Annotated in this window: 15 protein-coding genes; 7 read left to right on the top strand and 8 right to left on the bottom strand. The window is 70.2% G+C overall.

Annotation, left to right across the window (positions count from 1 at the left end):
- Positions 1-83 precede the first annotated feature (83 nt).
- Entirely contained in the window at positions 84-563 is a 480-nt protein-coding gene (locus ACLKM7_RS18650; protein WP_436448797.1) for a hypothetical protein, read from the top strand.
- A 102-nt stretch (positions 564-665) separates the two neighbouring features.
- Here the strand turns inward: ACLKM7_RS18650 and ACLKM7_RS18645 are convergent, their stop codons facing one another.
- Positions 666-1,286, bottom strand: a complete 621-nt coding sequence (locus ACLKM7_RS18645; RefSeq protein ID WP_436448796.1) for a hypothetical protein — start codon at positions 1,284-1,286, stop codon at positions 666-668.
- Positions 1,287-1,772: 486 nt separating this feature from the next.
- Here ACLKM7_RS18645 and ACLKM7_RS18640 point away from each other — a divergent pair, with 486 nt between their 5' ends.
- Positions 1,773-2,510 carry an SDR family NAD(P)-dependent oxidoreductase gene (locus tag ACLKM7_RS18640; RefSeq protein WP_436448795.1) on the top strand — a complete coding sequence of 246 codons (738 nt, stop codon included), beginning with the start codon at positions 1,773-1,775 and terminating at the stop codon, positions 2,508-2,510.
- 45 nt (positions 2,511-2,555) lie between these two features.
- Here ACLKM7_RS18640 and ACLKM7_RS18635 read toward each other — a convergent pair whose 3' ends face one another.
- Positions 2,556-3,485 (bottom strand): alpha/beta fold hydrolase, encoded by a 930-nt coding sequence (locus ACLKM7_RS18635; protein WP_436448794.1) that lies wholly within the window; start codon positions 3,483-3,485, stop codon positions 2,556-2,558.
- Between the two features lie 14 nt (positions 3,486-3,499).
- Positions 3,500-4,450: an alpha/beta hydrolase gene (locus tag ACLKM7_RS18630; protein ID WP_436448793.1), complete on the bottom strand. Its 951-nt coding sequence runs from the start codon at positions 4,448-4,450 to the stop codon at positions 3,500-3,502.
- 182 nt (positions 4,451-4,632) lie between these two features.
- Between ACLKM7_RS18630 and ACLKM7_RS18625 the strand changes: the two genes are divergently transcribed.
- Together ACLKM7_RS18625 and ACLKM7_RS18620 are read left to right on the top strand one after the other, a co-directional pair.
- Entirely contained in the window at positions 4,633-5,406 is a 774-nt protein-coding gene (locus tag ACLKM7_RS18625) for an alpha/beta fold hydrolase (RefSeq protein WP_436448792.1), read from the top strand.
- Positions 5,407-5,409: 3 nt separating this feature from the next.
- Positions 5,410-5,832, top strand: coding sequence for a VOC family protein (locus ACLKM7_RS18620; protein WP_436448791.1), 423 nt, complete (start codon positions 5,410-5,412; stop codon positions 5,830-5,832).
- Positions 5,833-5,864: 32 nt separating this feature from the next.
- On the opposite strand, the gene ACLKM7_RS18615 is transcribed toward ACLKM7_RS18620, so the two are convergent.
- Genes ACLKM7_RS18615 through gabT form a run of 3 tightly spaced genes read right to left on the bottom strand, consistent with a single transcriptional unit; the run spans position 5,865 to position 9,822 of the window.
- Positions 5,865-7,313, bottom strand: a complete 1,449-nt coding sequence (locus tag ACLKM7_RS18615; protein WP_436448790.1) for an aldehyde dehydrogenase family protein — start codon at positions 7,311-7,313, stop codon at positions 5,865-5,867.
- The gene (locus ACLKM7_RS18610) at positions 7,310-8,491 is read right to left on the bottom strand and encodes an acyl-CoA dehydrogenase family protein (protein ID WP_436448789.1); all 1,182 of its coding nucleotides are present in this window, start codon (positions 8,489-8,491) and stop codon (positions 7,310-7,312) included. The genes ACLKM7_RS18615 and ACLKM7_RS18610 overlap by 4 nt, the downstream gene beginning before the upstream one ends.
- Positions 8,488-9,822 (bottom strand): 4-aminobutyrate--2-oxoglutarate transaminase, encoded by a 1,335-nt coding sequence (gene gabT / locus ACLKM7_RS18605; protein ID WP_436448788.1) that lies wholly within the window; start codon positions 9,820-9,822, stop codon positions 8,488-8,490. The genes ACLKM7_RS18610 and gabT overlap by 4 nt, the downstream gene beginning before the upstream one ends.
- Positions 9,823-9,912: 90 nt before the next feature.
- On the opposite strand from gabT, the gene ACLKM7_RS18600 reads away from it, so the two are divergent.
- Positions 9,913-11,262: a PucR family transcriptional regulator ligand-binding domain-containing protein gene (locus ACLKM7_RS18600; RefSeq protein WP_436448787.1), complete on the top strand. Its 1,350-nt coding sequence runs from the start codon at positions 9,913-9,915 to the stop codon at positions 11,260-11,262.
- Here the strand turns inward: ACLKM7_RS18600 and ACLKM7_RS18595 are convergent.
- Together ACLKM7_RS18595 and ACLKM7_RS18590 are read right to left on the bottom strand one after the other, a co-directional pair.
- Complete coding sequence (locus ACLKM7_RS18595; RefSeq protein WP_436448786.1) at positions 11,259-12,413, bottom strand: CaiB/BaiF CoA transferase family protein; 1,155 nt, start codon at positions 12,411-12,413, stop codon at positions 11,259-11,261. The genes ACLKM7_RS18600 and ACLKM7_RS18595 overlap by 4 nt on opposite strands.
- Positions 12,410-13,432, bottom strand: coding sequence for a LacI family DNA-binding transcriptional regulator (locus ACLKM7_RS18590; RefSeq protein ID WP_436448785.1), 1,023 nt, complete (start codon positions 13,430-13,432; stop codon positions 12,410-12,412). Before ACLKM7_RS18590 ends, ACLKM7_RS18595 begins: the two co-directional genes overlap by 4 nt.
- A gap of 139 nt (positions 13,433-13,571) precedes the next feature.
- On the opposite strand from ACLKM7_RS18590, the gene ACLKM7_RS18585 reads away from it, so the two are divergent.
- Together ACLKM7_RS18585 and ACLKM7_RS18580 are read left to right on the top strand one after the other, a co-directional pair.
- A complete protein-coding gene (locus ACLKM7_RS18585) occupies positions 13,572-15,596 on the top strand; it encodes a primary-amine oxidase (protein ID WP_436448784.1) in 2,025 nt (674 codons plus the stop codon).
- A 2-nt stretch (positions 15,597-15,598) separates the two neighbouring features.
- Entirely contained in the window at positions 15,599-17,212 is a 1,614-nt protein-coding gene (locus tag ACLKM7_RS18580; protein ID WP_436448783.1) for an ABC transporter substrate-binding protein, read from the top strand.
- Position 17,213 lies beyond the last annotated feature (1 nt).

Raw genomic sequence — 17,213 nt, 5'->3', positions numbered from 1 at the left:
GGTCTGCCCTACTCCCCCGCGGGGGCGCGCACCATGTTCGACTCTCGCGGCCAGGGCCATCGTGAGAGACGGAAAGGTGCCCCATGTCAATGATCGCCACGTCTTCATCCCTACCCACCACCACGCGGGTCCGCCCGCGCCGGATCACCGCCGCCTTCTGGCTCTGGATGCTCGCCCTCGCCGCGGGCGTCTTCGAAGCAGCCATCTCGGTGACGCAGGCGCTGTCGGCGGGTGAGCAGTTCGGCTCGCTGCTCGCGCCCATCGGGATCCGGCTGCTCGCCTTCGTCGTCCTCGCTGTGCTCGCCCTCGCACTTCGCGCCGGCCGGGGCTGGTCTCGCTATGTGCTGCTCGTGCTGTTCACCGGGCTCGGCACATGGTCGCTGGTCGCCGACCCGCTGACCTATCTGCTCGACGGCGGCACGGTCAGCGAAGCACTCGCCGCCGCGACCGGCTGGGACGCCGCGTTCCTCGTCTCGCGCGTCGTGCACATCCTGGCCGTGTGGACCGCGAGCGTGCTCATGTTCACCGCGCCGTCCTACTTCCGGCGCAACGCGGTCGCCTGACCGCGGCCTCTGGGGGAAACACCGGTGATTGCGGGATGCTGTGAGTCACAGCATCCCGCAATCACCGATCAGCGCAGACGGATGACGAAGACACCACCGACGTCATCTGGACGACGATGCATCGGCTGACCCGCTCGTGACCGAACGGATGCGGCGGCGCTCGTAGCGCAACGTCGCGAGCAGCACCACCAGGCCGACCGCGATGCCGATCAGTGTCGCGGGCAGCGTGCGCAGGCCCAGTCCGATCGTCAGCACCAGCGTCACGAGCGCTCCGCCGAGCACGGAGTTCACGGCGCCGACCATGCTCGCCATCGTGAACAGGTACGACGATCGCGCGTACCGCACCCCGAGCTCGCCGGTCGTGCGCGGGTCGTCCTGCGCGATCAGGGTCGGTCCGAGGGCATGCAGGCTGGCGAAGTACTCACGGATGCGGGTCATGCGCTGCTTGGCGGTGATGCTCTCGACGCTGGTGTCGACCAAGCGCACCACGGTGAACCAGCCCAGCATGAAGATCGTGGGAAACACGGTGAAGGTCAGGACTGCCAGCAGCGACGGCGACGATCCGGCGAATCCCACCGCGACCAGCCCACCCGACAGCGTCGACAGGTAGATCGTCGAGCGCGTGCCGGCCTCGCTGATCGTGGAACTCGCGGCGGACTGCAGCACGAACAGCTCGGTGCCGAGCGCGCTGTGCAGCGCCCCGGTGTCATTCGGTTCACTCATGAGACCTCCTGTGTCGGCAGCACTCGGTGCATCGGATCGGCGGCGGGTGACGGCATCCGTCCCCCGCAGATATGACCGGGTGCACCTGGCGGTTGTGACGGGTCCGTGGTGACGACGCCTGCCCGCGGACCGGCCTGTTCCAGTGATCGGCGTCGGGGCGCGGCATCCGGAATCGCCTTTTCCTCCCGGCGGAAGATCGGTGGCTCCGCCCGGCGGAGGATCGCGCGCGCGGCGGAGGATCGGGCGCGCATACTGCGAGACTCGCGCGATTCTCCGCCGGGCGGACCGCGAAAAAGGAACTCCGGATGCTGTCCGCCGCCGTGTGCCGCACGAGAGGCCGTGGGCGTTCCGCGCCGGCATGTGGGTCCCCTTACGCGTGCGCGGGAGGCGTCACAGAAGCGGGCCCACCGTGGTCATGGCTGTGGCGGCTTGCCATGCCCGGCGAGCGCTCGCGACGCCGGGCGATCGAACTCCTCGGAGGTACTGATGCACAACACTCTCAACGACCACGTCGCGCTGGTGACCGGGGCCTCATCCGGGATCGGGCGCGCCATCGCGCTGGCGCTCTCGCGTGCGGGAGCGAAGGTGGTCGTCGGCGCCCGGCGGGTCGAGCGACTCGACGCCCTGGTGGCCGAGGCGCCTGGCGAGATGCTGGCGGTCACCCTCGACGTCACCGATCCCGACTCGGCCACCGCGGCCGTCGCCGCGGCCGTCGAACGCTTCGGCCGCCTGGACTCGCTGGTCAACAACGCCGGCCTCATGCTGGCCGGAACGGTCCTCGGCGCCGACACGACGGAATGGGTCCGGATGATCGAGACGAACCTGCTCGGCTCGATGTATGCGGCGCATGCCGCGCTGCCGCACCTCATCGAGTCGCGGGGAGCGATCGTCCAGGTGTCGTCGACATCGGGGCGCATCGCATCCGCCGGCAACGCCGCCTATGCCGCGAGCAAGTTCGGCATCAACGCGTTCTCTGAGGCGCTTCGTCAGGAAGTGACCGCCCGCGGCGTGCGGGTGACCGTGATCGAGCCGGGCTTCGTCTCGACCGAGCTCACCAGTCACATCACCGACCCCGCGATGCGCGAGATGGCGGCCGGCATCCAGCAGTCCATGCGGACACTGACAGCCGACGACATCGCCAACGTGGTCGTCTTCGCGCTCGGTCAGCCCGACCATGTCGCCGTGAATCAGATCCTGGTGCGCCCCGCCGACCAGGTGCAGTGACGGCAAGGGCGGCCGGGGTCGCGGTGACTCTCGGCCGCCCGTGTCTCAGGGTGTTCCCGCGCCGTCGCCGGGAGGCTCGGCCACGTCGAAGATCGCCTCCGCGAACGCGTGCGGCGCTTCGGCCGGCAGGTGGTGCCCGGCGTGCGGGATCTGACGGTGCTCTCGCTGCCCGGTGAACAGGTGCGCGTGCTGGCTGCCGTCGGTGGCGGGAAAGTTGCCGTCCGCCATGCCGTCGAGCGTGATCGTCGGAACACGGATGCCGGGGGCCGCGGCGAGGCGCTGCTCCAGATCGGCGTACCGAGGTGCCCCGGCGGCGAGTCCCAGCCGGTGGCGGTAGGAGTGGATGACGACGTCGACGTAGTCCGGATTCTCGAACGCGCGCGCCGCGCGAGCGAGATCGCCCTCGGTGAAGGACCATTCCGGCGAGTTGCGCCGCCAGATCACCTCGGCGATCTCGCGCCGGTGCGACTCCAGTCCCCTCCGGCCCCGCTCGGTGGCGAAGTACCAGAAGTACCAGAACCCGGCCTCGAGGTCGGGCCGGATCGGGTTCTGGGCTGCCGCGATGTCTTGGATGAGGTATCCGTTCACCGAGACGAGCCCCGAGACCCGATCCGGCCAGAGCGCCGCGACGACGCATGCCGCCCGTCCGCCCCAGTCGTACCCCGCGAGCACCGGCTCCTCGAGGTCGAGCGCGTCGAGGAATGCGAGCAGGTCGGCCCCGAGCGCGGACTGCTGCCCCGACCGGTCGGCGTGGTCGTCCAGGAAGCGCGTCGGCCCGTGCCCGCGCAGGTAGGGAACGAGCACGCGGAATCCCGACTCGACGAGGAGCGGCACGACGTCGGCGTAGCTGTGGACGTCGTACGGAAAACCGTGCAGCAGAACGACGGGCTCATCTGCCGGACTGCCGAGGTCGTAGTAGCCGACCGACAGCTCACCGGCGTCGACGCGACGCAGCGGCGGGTTGCTTGCGATCATCGGAGCACCACCTGTCAGACCGTGCCGAAGGCTTTGCGCAGCACGTGGACGGCCTGCTCGATCGCGGCCGTCGTCGCGGCGGACGATGCGAGCGGGTTCAGCATCATGAAGTCGTGGATGGTGCCGTCGTAGCGGACGAGCGTCGTGCGAACACCCGCCTGGATGAGTTTGCGACCGTACTCCTCGCCCTCGTCGCGCAGCACATCGTTCTCGTCCACGATCAGAAGTGTCTCGGGGAGCCCTGCGAGCTCGTCGATCGGCGCCTGCAGCGGCGACGCGGTGACGTCCTTGCGCGCGTGCAGGTCGGGCTGGTAGCAGTCCCAGAACCATGCCATGGCGTCCGCGCGCAGGTGGAAGCCCTCCGCGAACTCCCGGTAGCTCGGCGTGTTCTGCCCAGCGTCGGTGACGGGGTAGAAGAGCGACTGGTGGATGAACGACACATCGCCGCGCTTCTTGGCCAGGATCGCGAGCACCGCCGCCATGTTGCCGCCGACGGAGTCGCCCGCGACGGCGAGCCGCGATGCGTCGAGGCCCTTCGTCCCGCCTTCGTTCATGATCCAGCGGGCGGTCGCGTACGCCTGCTCGATCGCGACGGGATGCTTCGCCTCGGGCGACCGGTCGTACTCGACGAACACGACCGCGGCGCCGGTTCCCGTGACGAGATCGCGCACCAGCCGGTCGTGCGTGCCGGCGTTGCCGAGCACCCAGCCACCGCCGTGCACGTAGAGGATCGCGGGCAGCGAACCCTCGGCACCGACCGGCTTGACGATCCGTACGCGGACGTCGCCGACCTCGGCGGGGACGGTGATCCACTCGTCCGCGACGTCGGGCTTGTCGATCGGCGCGGCCTGCACCTCGTCCAGCAGCTTTCGCGCGCCTTCGACCCCGAGGTCGGCGAGGAATGGCGGACGGGAAGTCGCATCGGCGAAGGCCTGGGCATCCGGCTCGAGAATGTGGTCGATCATGGCGTTTCCTTTCGAGAGGTCTGGCGACGATGGGCGAGGCCGGCCGCGGCGGCCGGTTTTCGCCTGTGCCAGAGATGACCAGGCAGCAGCGCCGGCTGTGACGGGGTGCGCGCAGATCGCCACGGAGGCGGGCTTCGGTGTGGCCCTTGTCGATGTCTGAGGGCCGTGGTTGTCTGGCGGCCATGAGCACCGTGACCTCGGCAGACGGAACCTCGATCGCATACGAGCAGACGGGCGACGGGCCTGCCGTCGTCATCGTGGGTGGCGCGCTGTCGCTCGGCAAAGACGCGGCGGGGCTGGCGTCGGCATTGGCGGATGCCGGATTCCGCGCGATCTCATGGGACCGGCGTGCGCGCGGCGCGAGCGGTGACGCGCGTGGCTCGACGCCCGAGCGCGAGGTCGAGGATCTCGCGGCGGTGATCGAGGCGGCCGGCGACGCCGCGGTCCTCGGCCATTCGTCGGGCGCGGTGCTCGCGCTCTACGCCGCGTCGCGGGGCGTCCCCATCCGGGCGCTGTTCCTGTCGGAGCCGCCGCTGCGCTTCGGCGTCGACGAGCCGCCGGCCGACCTCGCCGAGCGCCTGCAGCGTCTCGTCGACGATGGCCGCGCCGACGAGGCGGTCGCCACGTTCCAGATCGAGAACATCGGGCTGCCCGAAGAAATGGTCGAGGGCATGCGTGCCGGCGACGAGTTCGCAGCGCTCGTACCCCTCGGGCAGTCGACGGTCTACGACACCGCACTCGTGGCGCAGGTCTCGACGCCGACGCCCGAGATGCTCGCCGTCGCGCAGCCGGTGACCATCCTGCGGGGCGAGCAGACCTTCCCCGTGCTCGTCGCGGCCGCCGATCGGCTGGCCGACGAGATGGCGGACGCCGAGCTGGTCGTCGTGCCCGAGTCGGTCATGCACCGCCCCGATCCCGTCGCCACCGCGCGCGTCGTGCGCGAGCGACTGGGCTGAGCCATGGACATCCGATTCGTCGCCGGGTTCGGCCCCATCAGCCCGGATCCCCAGCCCGCCCTCGACTTCTGGACGACGACGCTCGGCATTCACCTGCACGAGCTCGCGCCCGGCTATCACCACACCGAAGACCTCGCAGGAACGCGCGCTTTCGCAATCTGGCCGCTGGCCCAGGCCGCCGAAGCAACCTTCGGCACCTCGCAATGGCCGTCCGACCGCCCGGTTCCGCAGGCATGGATCGAGTTCGAGCTCGAGTCCCCCGAAGCCGTCGCAGCCGGTGCCGCCGAGTTGCGAGACCGCGGTCAGGAAGTCCTGGCCGGCCCCAAGGTCGAACCCTGGGGGCAGACCACGGCACGGCTGCTCAGCCCCGAAGGCCTGCTCGTGGGGCTCTCCTATCTCCCGAGCTTCCACGAGAGCGAGAGCTAGTCGGTCAGGCCACGGCGTGCGAACCGGCGCGACTACCCCTTCAGATAGACCGTCGCTGTCTCGGTGAAGAAGTCACGCGCCACGGCACCCTGCTCCTTCGGACCGAGGCCGCTGCCCCGGTTGCCACCGAAGGGGACGTGCAGGTCGGCGCCCGCCGAGGCGGAGTTGATGTGCACGACACCGACACGGATGTCATCGATCGCAGCAAGCGCGCGACCGAGATCCGTCGTGAACACCGCCGTCGACAGCCCGTACTCGCTGTCGTTCACGAGCGCGAAACCCTCGGCCGCGGACGAGGCGCGGCGCACCCCCACGACCGGGCCGAACAGTTCCTCCCGCCACAGTTCGCCCGGGTCGTCGTGCGACAGCTCGAAGATCGACGGCGGGATGAAGTAGCCGTCGGCCAGCGGCCCCTCGCGGTACAGGTCAGGCGCCACGACCGGACGAGCGTATGCATGGGCCCGCCCGATGGCCGCCGCGACGCGGTCACGTGCGGCGCCGTCCACGACGGGGCCGACCTCCACTCCGTCGCCGAGGGCGTCGCCGACGACCATCGCGCGCGTACGTTCGGCGAGCCGCGCAAGGAACTCCGCTGCCACGGCGTCGTCGACGACGACGCGCGAGGTGGCCGTGCACTTCTGGCCCGCCGCACGGAACGCGCCGATTGCGACCTGCTCGACGGCCAGATCCAGTTCGGCGTCGGCGAGCACGAGCGAGGCGTTCTTTCCCCCCAGCTCGCCTTGGAACGGGATGCCGCGTGCCGCGAGCTGCGCCGCGATCGTGCGGCCGACGCGCGTGGAGCCGGTGAAGGTCACGGCATCGACATCAGCGTGCGAGACAATCGCCTCGCCCACGGCTGCCGTGCCATTGACGAGATTCAGCACCCCACGGGGAAGCCCGGCCTGCTCGAGTGCCTCGGCGAAGCGAACTGCCAGAAGGGGCACGGTCGTGGCGGGCTTCCAGACGACGGTGTTGCCCCACACGAGAGCGGGAGCGAGCTTCCACGCGGGAATCGAGATGGGAAAGTTGAAGGGAGTGATCGCCCCGATCACGCCGACCGCCCGCCGGACGACCAGGATCCGCTCACCCGCGGTCGGCGACTCGTAGACCTCTCCTGACGCGCGCTCGGCCTCCTGGGCGTGGTAGCGCAGGATGTTCGCGGCATGGGCGACCTCTGCGGTCCCCTCGAGCAGTGTCTTGCCCTCTTCGCGTGCGAGCTCGCGGCCCCATTCCTCCCGGTGCGCGGCAATGACGTCCGCTGCACGCAGAAGAACGCCGGCCCGCTCGCGGGCGGGGGTTCGGCGCCAGCCGTCGAAGGCCGCGCGCGCAGCACGGAAGGCGCGATCGACGTCGGCCGATGACGCCCCGGGACCTTCGGCGACGATGTCGGACGGCCGGCTCGGGTTGACGTCGGTCAGCAGATCCCCTCCGCCTTCGATCCACTCTCCGTCGATGAGATGACGCAAAGGCGTGACGGTCATGCTGCTCCTCCTGCCGATGGCCGGAAGGCCGGGATGCCCGTGATATGGGCGCCGAGCACGAGTGTGTGCACCTCGTCGGTCCCTTCGTAGGTGCGGACGGACTCGAGATTCGCCGCGTGGCGCATCGGCGAGTACTCGGCCGCGACGCCGTTGCCGCCGAGAATCGTGCGGGCTTCGCGAGCGATCGCGATCGCCGCCCGCGTGTTCGAGAGCTTCGCGACTGAGATCTGATGCGGCTGCAGCGTGCCGGCATCCTTCAGCCGTCCCAGCCGAAGGGCGACCAGTTGCGCCTTCTCGATCTCGAGCGCCATGTCGACGAGTTTCTGCTGTGTGAGCTGAAAGCCCGCGATCGGTGTGTTGAACTGCACGCGGGAGAGGGAGTAGCGCAGCGCCGTCTCGTAGCTGTCGCGCGCGGCCCCGATGACACCCCATCCGATGCCGTAGCGGGCCTCGTTGAGGCATGAGAACGGCCCGCGCAGGCCGCGGGCCTCCGGCAGCTGTGCCTCAGCCGGCACCCGCACGTCCGTCAAGGTGATGTCGCATTGGATCGACGCCCGCATCGACATCTTCGGGGCGATCGGCGTCGCCACGAAGCCGGCGGTGTCGGTCGGCACGATGAAGCCCCGCACCCCATCGTCGGTCTGCGCCCAGATGATGGCGATGTGGGCGATCGAGGCGAGGCCGATCCAGCGCTTGGCCCCGTTGATGACCCACGTGTCGCCTTCGCGGCGGGCGAAGGTGGTCATGCTCGACGGATCCGAGCCGGACTGCGGTTCGGTGAGCCCGAAGCATCCGATGACCTCGCCGCGCGCCATGCGGGGCAGCCAGCGCTGCTTCTGCTGCTCGCTGCCGTGCTTGTGGATCGCGCTCATGGCGAGCGAGCCCTGCACCGAGACGAACGTGCGCAGCCCCGAGTCTCCGGCCTCGAGCTCCATCGCGGCAAGCCCGTACTCGACGGCGCTGCGGCCGGGGCATCCGTATCCGCTGAGATGCATGCCGAGCACTCCGAGATCCGCCAGCTCCGGGATCAGAGCAACCGGGAACTCGGCGCGGTCGTACCAGCCGGCGATGTCGGGACGGACGCGGGCGTCGACGAAGGCGCGCACGCGGTCGCGCACCGCCCGCTCGTCCTCGGTGAGCAGGCCGTCGAAGTCCAGCAGGTCTGGCACGCCGGTCATGCGGCCACCTCCCCCGCATCAGAGGCGATCGCCCGGATGGCGCCGGTGAGGATCTCGAGCCCCCGCTCGAGCACCGCGAAGTCGATCACGAGCGGCGGGAGCAGGCGGATGACATTGCCGTGCGTGCCACAGGTGAGCGTCAGCAGTCCGGCCGTGTGACACGCGGCGGAGATGCGCTGCGCCAGGTCGGCGCGCGGGGCGAGGTCTGCCGCGTCGGCGAACTCGATCGCCATCATGGCGCCGCGGCCCCGTACGTCGGCCACCACGTCGAACTCGAGCTGCAGCGGTTCGAGGCTGCGTCGGATGATCGCCTCGATCTCGCGCACGCGCGGCAGCAGCGACGGATCCTCGAGCACCTCGAACACCGCCAGGGCCGCCTCGCAGGCCAGTGGGTTGCCGGCGTACGTGCCGCCCAGACCGCCCGGGTGCGCGGCATCCATGATCTCGGCACGCCCCGTCACCGCGCTGATCGGAAGACCCGCGCCGAGCGCCTTCGCGGTCAGGGTGACGTCGCCGACGACGCCCTCGTGCTCGCTCGCGAACAACGCGCCGGTGCGGCCCAGGCCGGACTGGATCTCGTCGATGACGAGGACGATCCCGTGCTCGTCGGCGATGCGCCGCAGCCCCGCGAGGAAGCCGGGTTCGGGAACGACGAAGCCACCCTCACCCTGAATCGGCTCCACCACGAGCGCCGCGAACGCATCGGGCCCGCTGTCGGCGACGACACGCTCGAGCTCGGCGAGAGCAGCATCGACGCCCACGCCTCGCAGCGGGTTGGCGTTGGGAACTCGCACGACCTCTGAGGCGAAGGGACCGAACGAGGTCTTGTACGGGTGCACCTTTGCGGTCATGCTCATCGTCAGCAGCGACCTGCCGTGGTACGCCTCGTCCACCACGAGCACGCCGGCCCGGCCCGTGTAGGCCCGAGCGATCTTGACGGCGTTCTCGACCGCCTCGGCGCCCGTGCTGAAGAGCGACGTGCGCTTGTCGAAGTCGCCGGGCACATGCGCATTGAGCCACTCCGCGACGCGCACGAACGACTCGTACTCGGTCACCATGAAGCAGGTGTGCGTGAAGCGATCGAGCTGCGCGGCGACCCGCTCGCGTACGCGTCGGTTGGATGCGCCGACGCTCGTCACAGCGATGCCCGAGGCGAAGTCGATGAGCAGGTTGCCGTCGACGTCTTCGAGCGCGGAGTCGGTGGCGCGCTCCACGAAGACCGGCAGGGTGACACCGAATCCCTGCGGGACGGCGGCGGAGCGCTGGGCGTGCAGCTCTCGCGAGCGCGGTCCCGGGATCTCGGTCACGAGGTGAGGCAGGTCAACGGTCATGCACGCGACGATACAAACCGCAACGCCGACTCTTGATAGTCGATCTGCACTCTGCGTACGCCGACACTGTGCATCCTGCACAATGTGATCATGACCACCCTCGGAGAACTCGTCGAGACCGCTGGACCGGCGCTCGTCGCGGTCGGACCGTTCGATCCCGCACGCCAGATCACCGGGGTGCATGTCTCGGAGCTCGCAGACCCCGGCCGCTACCTCGACGGTGGCGAATTGCTGCTGACCACCGGCATCCGCCTCACCGGCCGAGAAGACGACGATGCGTACGTCGCGCGCCTGGCGGAGCAACGGGTCGGCGCGCTGGGCCTGGGACTCGGAGAAGGGTGGGATGCCGTGCCCCCGGGTTTCGCCGAGCGCTGCGCGAACGCGGGCGTGCCGTTCTTCGTCGTGCCGGACGGTGAGCCGTTCCTCGCCGTGACACGGTCGTTCTGGCAGGTGGAAGGCCGCGACGAGCGCGACGCAGTGGCGCGGGTGGGCCACACGCACACGCGTCTGGCCGAGGCCGCCGCCGGCGATGACCCGGTCCGTGACGTCGTGCGCCTGACCTCGGAGGCGGTGGGCGGCTGGGCGGCGTGGATCCCCCTCGACCACACGTCGCCGGGTGCGCTGCTCCACCCGGCAGGCCTGGCGGGACTGCTGCCCACTGTCAGGACCGACGTCGAGCGATCACTGGAGCGCTCCGGCGTCGCCGCCGCCTCGTTCGTCGCACACGGTTCGGTCGTCGTGGCACACCCCGTCGTCGCCAACGGCCGAACGCGGGGCGCGGTCGCCGTGGGCGCGAGCCGGCCGCTCACCCGCACGGACCGGCAGCTCGTGCTCACTGCGGTCGCCGTGCTGCGCCTCACCATGCGGCCGGCGCCGGCGCCGGCGCCTGCGCCGTCCGCGGCGCAGTGGGTCGCTCACTTGGCCCTCGAGGGGGATGCCGCCGCGGCACGCTCGCTTGCCCGGTCGGCGGGAGTCGGGCTGCCATTGCTGGCCCGAGTGCATGTGGGCGGAGCCGACGACGCACCGGTGGGCGACCTCGCCGTCGAGCGCGACGGCGTCCGACTGACGCTGGTGGAGGCCGAGAGTCCGACCGACGGCGGGGTCGGGGTGCTCAGCGCCGCGGTCGCCCTCGATGAGGTCCCGTCCGCCGCAGCCCGGGCCCTCGCACTCTGGCGGCGCTCCCCCGGACGGCCTCTCGTGGACTCCGCGGAACGGGCCGACGACTGGGTGCGCCTACTCGAGGGATCCTCCGTTCTTCTCGCGACCGCACGGGCCCATCTGGCGTCGGGGCGGCATGCCGAGCACACGGCCCGGGCGCTGGGCGTGCATCGAAACACCGTCCGGCAGCGGATCGCGGCCGCCGAACAGCTGCTGGACGTGGACCTGGCGGATCCGGACGTGTCGGCTGAGCTCTGGCTGGCGCTGCGTCGACGGCCCTAGCGGCTGTCCGCGGCGAGCCATCGGAGGACATCATCGGTGTGCTCCCCCAGCCGCGGCGGCGCCACCGTCGGCGCCGGGATCGCCGGAGACCACGCGATCGGGGGCCGCACCTGGCGTGACACGCGGCCGTCGCCAGCCGTCGTCTCGCTCACCGGTTCAAGTCCCAGCCGCTCTGCGAGAGCCAGCCCATCGCCGATGGTGTTGACGACGCCCGCTGCGACACCGACCGCATTCAGGCGCTCGGACCAGGTCTGCGCCGAGTCGGCGGCGAGCGCGTGCTCGAGAGCCGTCGCCAGTTCCTCGCGATGCGCGACACGGTCGGGATTGCGCGCGAAGCGCGCGTCGGCTGCGAGGGCCGGCACCCCCAGCACCGCGGTCATCTTGGCGAACTGCGCGTCATTGCCGCACGCGACGGCCAGGGGGCCGTCTGCGCACTCGAGCACCTCGTAGGGCGCGATCGACGGATGCCGGTTGCCCAGCCGCCGCGGCTCGACGCCTGCTCCGAGCTGCGCCGACACCTGGTTCACGAGCGCGGCCTGCAGGCTCGAGAGGAGGTTCACATCCACGCGCGAGCCTCGGCCGGTCAGTTCGCGCCGACGCAGGGCGGCGAGGATGCCGATCACCGCATCCTTGCCGGTGAGGACGTCGACCAGAGCCACGCCCGCCTTCATCGCCTCGCCGTCGCGGTCGCCCGTGATGTGCATGAGTCCGCCGACTGCCTGGGCGACGAAGTCGTACCCCGGAAGATCCGCGCCCGCCGTGAGGCCGAATCCGCTGACCGAGGCGTAGACCAGCCGCGGGTGGCGCTCCGACATCGCCTGCCAATCGAAGCCCAGGCGCGCGAACTGGCCGGGGCGGAAGTTCTCGATGACGACGTCGCTGTGCGCGATGATCTCGTGGGCCCGGTCGCGGTCGTCGGCGTCGGTCAGATCCAGCTCGATGGACTGCTTGCCGCGGTTGGCCGACTCGAAGTACGTGGTCATTCCCGACGCGGCATACGGCGGGCCCCAGGCTCGCGTGTCGTCGCCGGACCCCGGCCGCTCGATCTTGATGACGCGGGCTCCGAGGTCGGCGAGCGTCATGGTCGCGAGCGGTCCGGCGAGCACGCGGGAGAAATCCGCGACGACGACGCCCTCGAGCGGAGCCGTCATGATGCCCTCACCCGCAGCGCGTGCGCGGTGGACTCGCGGGCGACGACCGTGATCGGGAACTCGATGTCGGCACCTGGTTCGGCGCGCCCCTCGAGGACGTCCAGCAGCAGCGCCGCGCAGGCGACACCCGACTCTCGCGGCCGGAGGTCGATCGAGGTGATCGACGGCTGCAGGTAGGGCAGCGAAGGATGGTCGACGCACGAGACCACCGTGATGTCGTCGCCGACGACACGGCCCATCCGGCCCAGCACCGCGACCACTTCGATCGCGCTCGAGTCGGGGGCGCAGATGATCACGTCGGTCTCGGGGCGCTCGGCGAGCAGGCGCTCGGTGGCCGCGCGAACAGCCGCCCACGGCGCCTCGAACTCGATCGGGGCGAGGACGGGTTGCAGCCCCCGGCTCTGGCAGCCGCGCCGGTAGCCCGCGACGAGCTGGCGGCTCCAGTCCGTGATGTCGGGGGCCACGAGCAGGGCAGGGTGGCGCGCACCGGTGCGGTCGATCTCGTCCATGAGGCGCAGCATCCCGGCTTCATGCGACGACCACACGACGCCCACGGGCTCGCCTTCGACATCGTCGGGCAGATGTTCCTGCGTGACGATCGGGATGCCGCTCGCGAACAGCGCCGGAAGCGCCGGGTCGCCCGACAGCGGGTCGCCGATGATCAGCCCGTCGGCGCGGATCGGCCGCGAACGACCCGACGACAGCGACGGGCTCACGATCGTGACGTCGACATCGTGCGCGGCCGCGTGGGTCACGATCCCGAACGAGAAAGCCATGTAGTACGACGATCGCGACACCACCTCGGGCAGGACGATCCCGATCGTCCCGATGGACCCGTTCCGCAGGTGGCGCGCCGCGGTGTTGGCGGTGTAGCCCAGGTCTGCAGCGGCGGCGAGCACGGCGTCGCGCGTCGCCGGCGAGACCCGCCCGCTTCCGCTCAGGGCATCCGACGCCGTCGTCTTGCCGACGCCGGCACGACGGGCGACATCGATCAGGCGCGCACGCCGGGGCCCTTGCATGCGGCCGATTCTAACCACACCCAGAAGACCGTAATCCGCTCGCAACAATCAGGGCCTTGCGCCGTAACACGGATTTCCCTTACCTTTGCCGGAACGTTCCGGCATTCGAGCCGGAAACGTCCCCCGACTCGGAGAACCGATGACCTGCTCCTGCTCCACCGGAACCCACGCGCAGCGCTCGCGCCGCCTCGGCGACGAATCCGGCGCACCGTTCGCAACGCTCTCGGAGGGGGAGCTACAGGAAGCGGCGGCCATCCTCCGCCGCCACGGGCGCCTGGAGGAATCACACAGGATCGCGTACATCGGCCTGGACGAGCCGGACCGACGGGAGGTGCTCGCCGGTCGCCCCGTCCCCCGCCGCGCCCGGGTACAACTGCTGGATGTCGCGACGGGTCGTGCGCGCGACATCTCGGTGGACCTGGACCGCGGCGACCTCGCTCGCGACGAGCCGATCGATCCCACCGTCTCGGGCCAGGTGCCACTGCTGAAGGAGGAGCACGTCCTCATCCGGGACCTGCTCGCGACCGACGAGCGGTGGCTTGCCGCGCTCGCGCTGCGCGGCATCCACGATCCCGCCACCGTCGCCCTTGCAGGGCTGTCAGCCGGGCGCTTTCCGATCGAAGGCGAAGACGGCAGGCGCATGGCCCGCGTGCTCGGCCACCACCAGCCGACGCCGCAGACGATGCCGTGGGCGCATCCGATCGACGGGCTGGTCGCGTATGTGGACCTCGGCGCCCGCAGCGTCACGCAGGTCATCGACACCGGCGTGATGCCGATCCCGCAGGAGACGGCGGACTACCACGTGCCCGGGACGTTCGGACCGGAACGGACGACCCAGAAGCCGATCGTGATCCAGCAGCCCGAAGGACCGAGCTTCTCGTTCGACGGCGACGTCGTGTCGTGGGAGAAGTGGTCGCTGCGCGTCGGATACGACATGCGCGAGGGATTGATCCTGCACGGGGTCGGCTTCGAGGATGCCGGACGCGTGCGCCCGATCGTGCACCGGGCCTCGATCGCCGAGATGCTCGTCCCGTACGGCGACCCGGGGCCCGTCCGCTTCTGGCAGAACTACTTCGACACGGGCGAGTACCTGCTCGGCCGTCTCGTGAACAGCCTCGAGCTCGGGTGCGACTGCGTCGGCGACATCACGTACCTCGACGTGCCGATCGCCGACGCACGCGGCGAGGTCAAGGTGCTGCCGAACGCGGTGTGCATCCACGAGGAGGACGCCGGGGTGCTGTGGAAGCACACCGAGCAGTTCACGGGAACCACCGATGTGCGGCGGCAACGCCGGCTCGTGATCTCGTTCTTCGTGACGGTCGGCAACTACGACTACGGCTTCTACTGGTACCTCTACCTCGACGGCAAGATCGAGTTCGAGGCGAAGGCGACCGGACTGGTCTTCACGGCCGCCTACGACGAGCGGGCGAGCCGCTACGCCAGTGAACTGGCGCCCGGTCTCGCGGCGCCGTACCACCAGCACCTGTTCTGCGCACGACTCGACATGGCGGTCGACGAGGGACCGGCGGTCGTCGACGAGGTGGATGTCACCACCGTCCCGATCGACGACGACAACGCGCACGGCACGGCGATCGGCTTCCGCGCGACGCGGCTGACCAGCGAGAAGAACGCCCGGCGACGCTCCGACGCGTCGGTGGACCGAACCTGGCGCGTCAGCAGCACCACGGCGACGAACCGCCTCGGGCGCCCGGTGTCGTACGTGCTCGCCGGCGAAGGAAAGCCCGTCCTGCTGGCGCAGCCCGACTCGGTCATCGCGTCGCGCGCCCGATTCGCCACCTCGGACCTCTGGGTGACGGCGTACGACGTGGACGAGCGCTATCCGGCCGGCGCGGTCGTGAACCAGAGCGCAGGCGAGCAGGGCCTGCCGGCGTTCGTCGCCGACGACGCCTCCCTCGACGGCGCCGACCTCGTGCTCTGGCACACCTTCGGCCTCACGCATTTCCCCCGCACCGAGGACTGGCCGATCATGCCCGTAGACACCTGTGGCTTCGTCCTCAGGCCCCATGACTTCTTCGACCGGAACCCGACCCTCGATGTCCCGGCCTCGGTCGCGGCATGCTCGTGCACCCACGAGGAGCACGCGCACGCGGACGCGTCGCACCAGCACCATGAGAACCAGCACTCAGCTCGAAGGGAACACTAGAAATGCTCAAAGCAGCTCGAGCGGGAGCCGCGATCGTCGCGGTCGCCGCCCTCGCCCTCACCGGCTGTGCCGCGGGCGCGGACACCTCGTCCACACCCCCCGCGCGGGAGGAGGCGGCACCCGGCTTCATCGCGGTCGCCGACGAGTCGTTCGACTCCGGCGGCGAACTCGTCGTGCAGGTCGACTACGACACCGCCGAAGCGAGCGGCCTCGACCCGCAAGGGGCCGCGACGGCACGGTCATGGATGATCGAGGGGCTCTCGTACGAGACCCTCACCACGATCGACGAGAATCTGGCCGTGGCACCGAACCTGGCGACATCGTGGGAGACGCCCAGCGACACCGAGTACGTCTTCACCCTCGCCGACGATGCCGTGTTCTCGAACGGCCGTGCGATGACCGCCGACGACGTGGTCGGCAGCCTGCAGCGACTGATCGACAACCCCACGACGTGGACCGGCCAGCTCGGTCCCGTCGCCTCGGTCGAGAAGACCGGCGACCTCGAGGTCACCGTGACGCTGTCGGAGCCCTATGCGCCGTTCCTCGCCGCCCTCGCGAACACCCCGGCCGCCGTCCTCCCGATCGCAGAGATCGAGGCCGGCGAAGTGGACATCACGCAGGAGATGCTCGGCACCGGCCCCCTCGTGGCCACCGCGCATCGTCAGGACGAGGAGTGGACGTTCGAACCGAACGAGCACCACCCCGACGCCGCCGCGCTCGGCTTCTCGTCGTTGCGCATCGACATCGTCGGCGACGAGGCGACGCGCGCCGCCGCGCTGCGCGACGGCTCTGCGGACTTCGCCGTGCTGAACTCGGCGGATTCAGCCGAACTGCTCTCCAACGCCACCGACGTCACGGTCGCGGGCCAGAAGAACACCGACTACCACTACCTCATGGTCAACTCCGTCTCGGGTGACGAGGCGCTGCAGGACGAGGCAGTCCGATTCGCGATCAACTCGGCGATCGACCGTGATGCGATCAACGAGCTCGCCTTCGGCGGTTCGACGGCCGCGTCGGGCGTCACCCCCGCGGGACTGCCCGACAGCTGCGCGCCGGGCGAGCTTCCGTCCGCCGCGACGGATGCCGCCGAGGCCAAGGCCGTCATCGACGAGATCGGCGGCCTCGACCTGGACCTGCTCGTGTACACCGACGAGCCGGTGCTCGCTCAGATCGCACAGGTGATGCAGCAGAATCTGGCCGAGATCGGCGTCACCGTCTCGATCGAGCAGCTGGACTACGCCACCTACTCCGACCGCGTCTACGGCGACCCCTCCGATTTCGACCTCGCCTTGAGCTGGTTCGCCGGCTACGCCGACCCCGCGATGGTCACCACGTGGTGGAACCCGGGAGTCGCCGGATTCTCATCGGTGTACATGAGCGGATCAGACGAGCTGAACGAGCTCATCGCCGCCGGGTACTCGACCGAGCCGGGAGAGGCACGCGCCGACGTGTTCACCGACCTCTGCACGCTCGCAGATGAGCAGAGCGAGATGATCCCGCTGGTGCTGCGCCCGTCGACGATCGCGTGGAACACCGCGTCGGTCAGTCCCACCCTGACCACCGACGAAGGCTACGGCGACTTCCTCCGTCACATCACCGAGTTCCGCGCGGGCTGAC

Origin of the sequence: Microbacterium sp. I2 (assembly GCF_051364985.1) — a bacterium.
GTDB lineage: Bacteria > Actinomycetota > Actinomycetes > Actinomycetales > Microbacteriaceae > Microbacterium.
The sequence above is the reverse complement of the archived record's forward strand: the minus strand, read 5'-3'. Positions and strand labels throughout refer to the sequence as shown.

Bases quoted from the DNA above. Each gene is read 5' to 3' on its own strand.
- ACLKM7_RS18620 (WP_436448791.1), top strand. From the start codon at position 5,410: ATGGACATCCGATTCGTCGCCGGGTTCGGCCCCATCAGCCCGGATCCC.
- ACLKM7_RS18640 (WP_436448795.1), top strand. From the start codon at position 1,773: ATGCACAACACTCTCAACGACCACGTCGCGCTGGTGACCGGGGCCTCA.
- ACLKM7_RS18595 (WP_436448786.1), bottom strand. From the start codon at position 12,413: ATGACGGCTCCGCTCGAGGGCGTCGTCGTCGCGGATTTCTCCCGCGTG.
- ACLKM7_RS18615 (WP_436448790.1), bottom strand. From the start codon at position 7,313: ATGACCGTCACGCCTTTGCGTCATCTCATCGACGGAGAGTGGATCGAA.
- ACLKM7_RS18580 (WP_436448783.1), top strand. From the start codon at position 15,599: ATGCTCAAAGCAGCTCGAGCGGGAGCCGCGATCGTCGCGGTCGCCGCC.
- ACLKM7_RS18610 (WP_436448789.1), bottom strand. From the start codon at position 8,491: ATGACCGGCGTGCCAGACCTGCTGGACTTCGACGGCCTGCTCACCGAG.
- ACLKM7_RS18625 (WP_436448792.1), top strand. From the start codon at position 4,633: ATGAGCACCGTGACCTCGGCAGACGGAACCTCGATCGCATACGAGCAG.
- ACLKM7_RS18600 (WP_436448787.1), top strand. From the start codon at position 9,913: ATGACCACCCTCGGAGAACTCGTCGAGACCGCTGGACCGGCGCTCGTC.
- ACLKM7_RS18650 (WP_436448797.1), top strand. From the start codon at position 84: ATGTCAATGATCGCCACGTCTTCATCCCTACCCACCACCACGCGGGTC.
- ACLKM7_RS18590 (WP_436448785.1), bottom strand. From the start codon at position 13,432: ATGCAAGGGCCCCGGCGTGCGCGCCTGATCGATGTCGCCCGTCGTGCC.
- gabT (WP_436448788.1), bottom strand. From the start codon at position 9,822: ATGACCGTTGACCTGCCTCACCTCGTGACCGAGATCCCGGGACCGCGC.
- ACLKM7_RS18630 (WP_436448793.1), bottom strand. From the start codon at position 4,450: ATGATCGACCACATTCTCGAGCCGGATGCCCAGGCCTTCGCCGATGCG.
- ACLKM7_RS18585 (WP_436448784.1), top strand. From the start codon at position 13,572: ATGACCTGCTCCTGCTCCACCGGAACCCACGCGCAGCGCTCGCGCCGC.
- ACLKM7_RS18645 (WP_436448796.1), bottom strand. From the start codon at position 1,286: ATGAGTGAACCGAATGACACCGGGGCGCTGCACAGCGCGCTCGGCACC.
- ACLKM7_RS18635 (WP_436448794.1), bottom strand. From the start codon at position 3,485: ATGATCGCAAGCAACCCGCCGCTGCGTCGCGTCGACGCCGGTGAGCTG.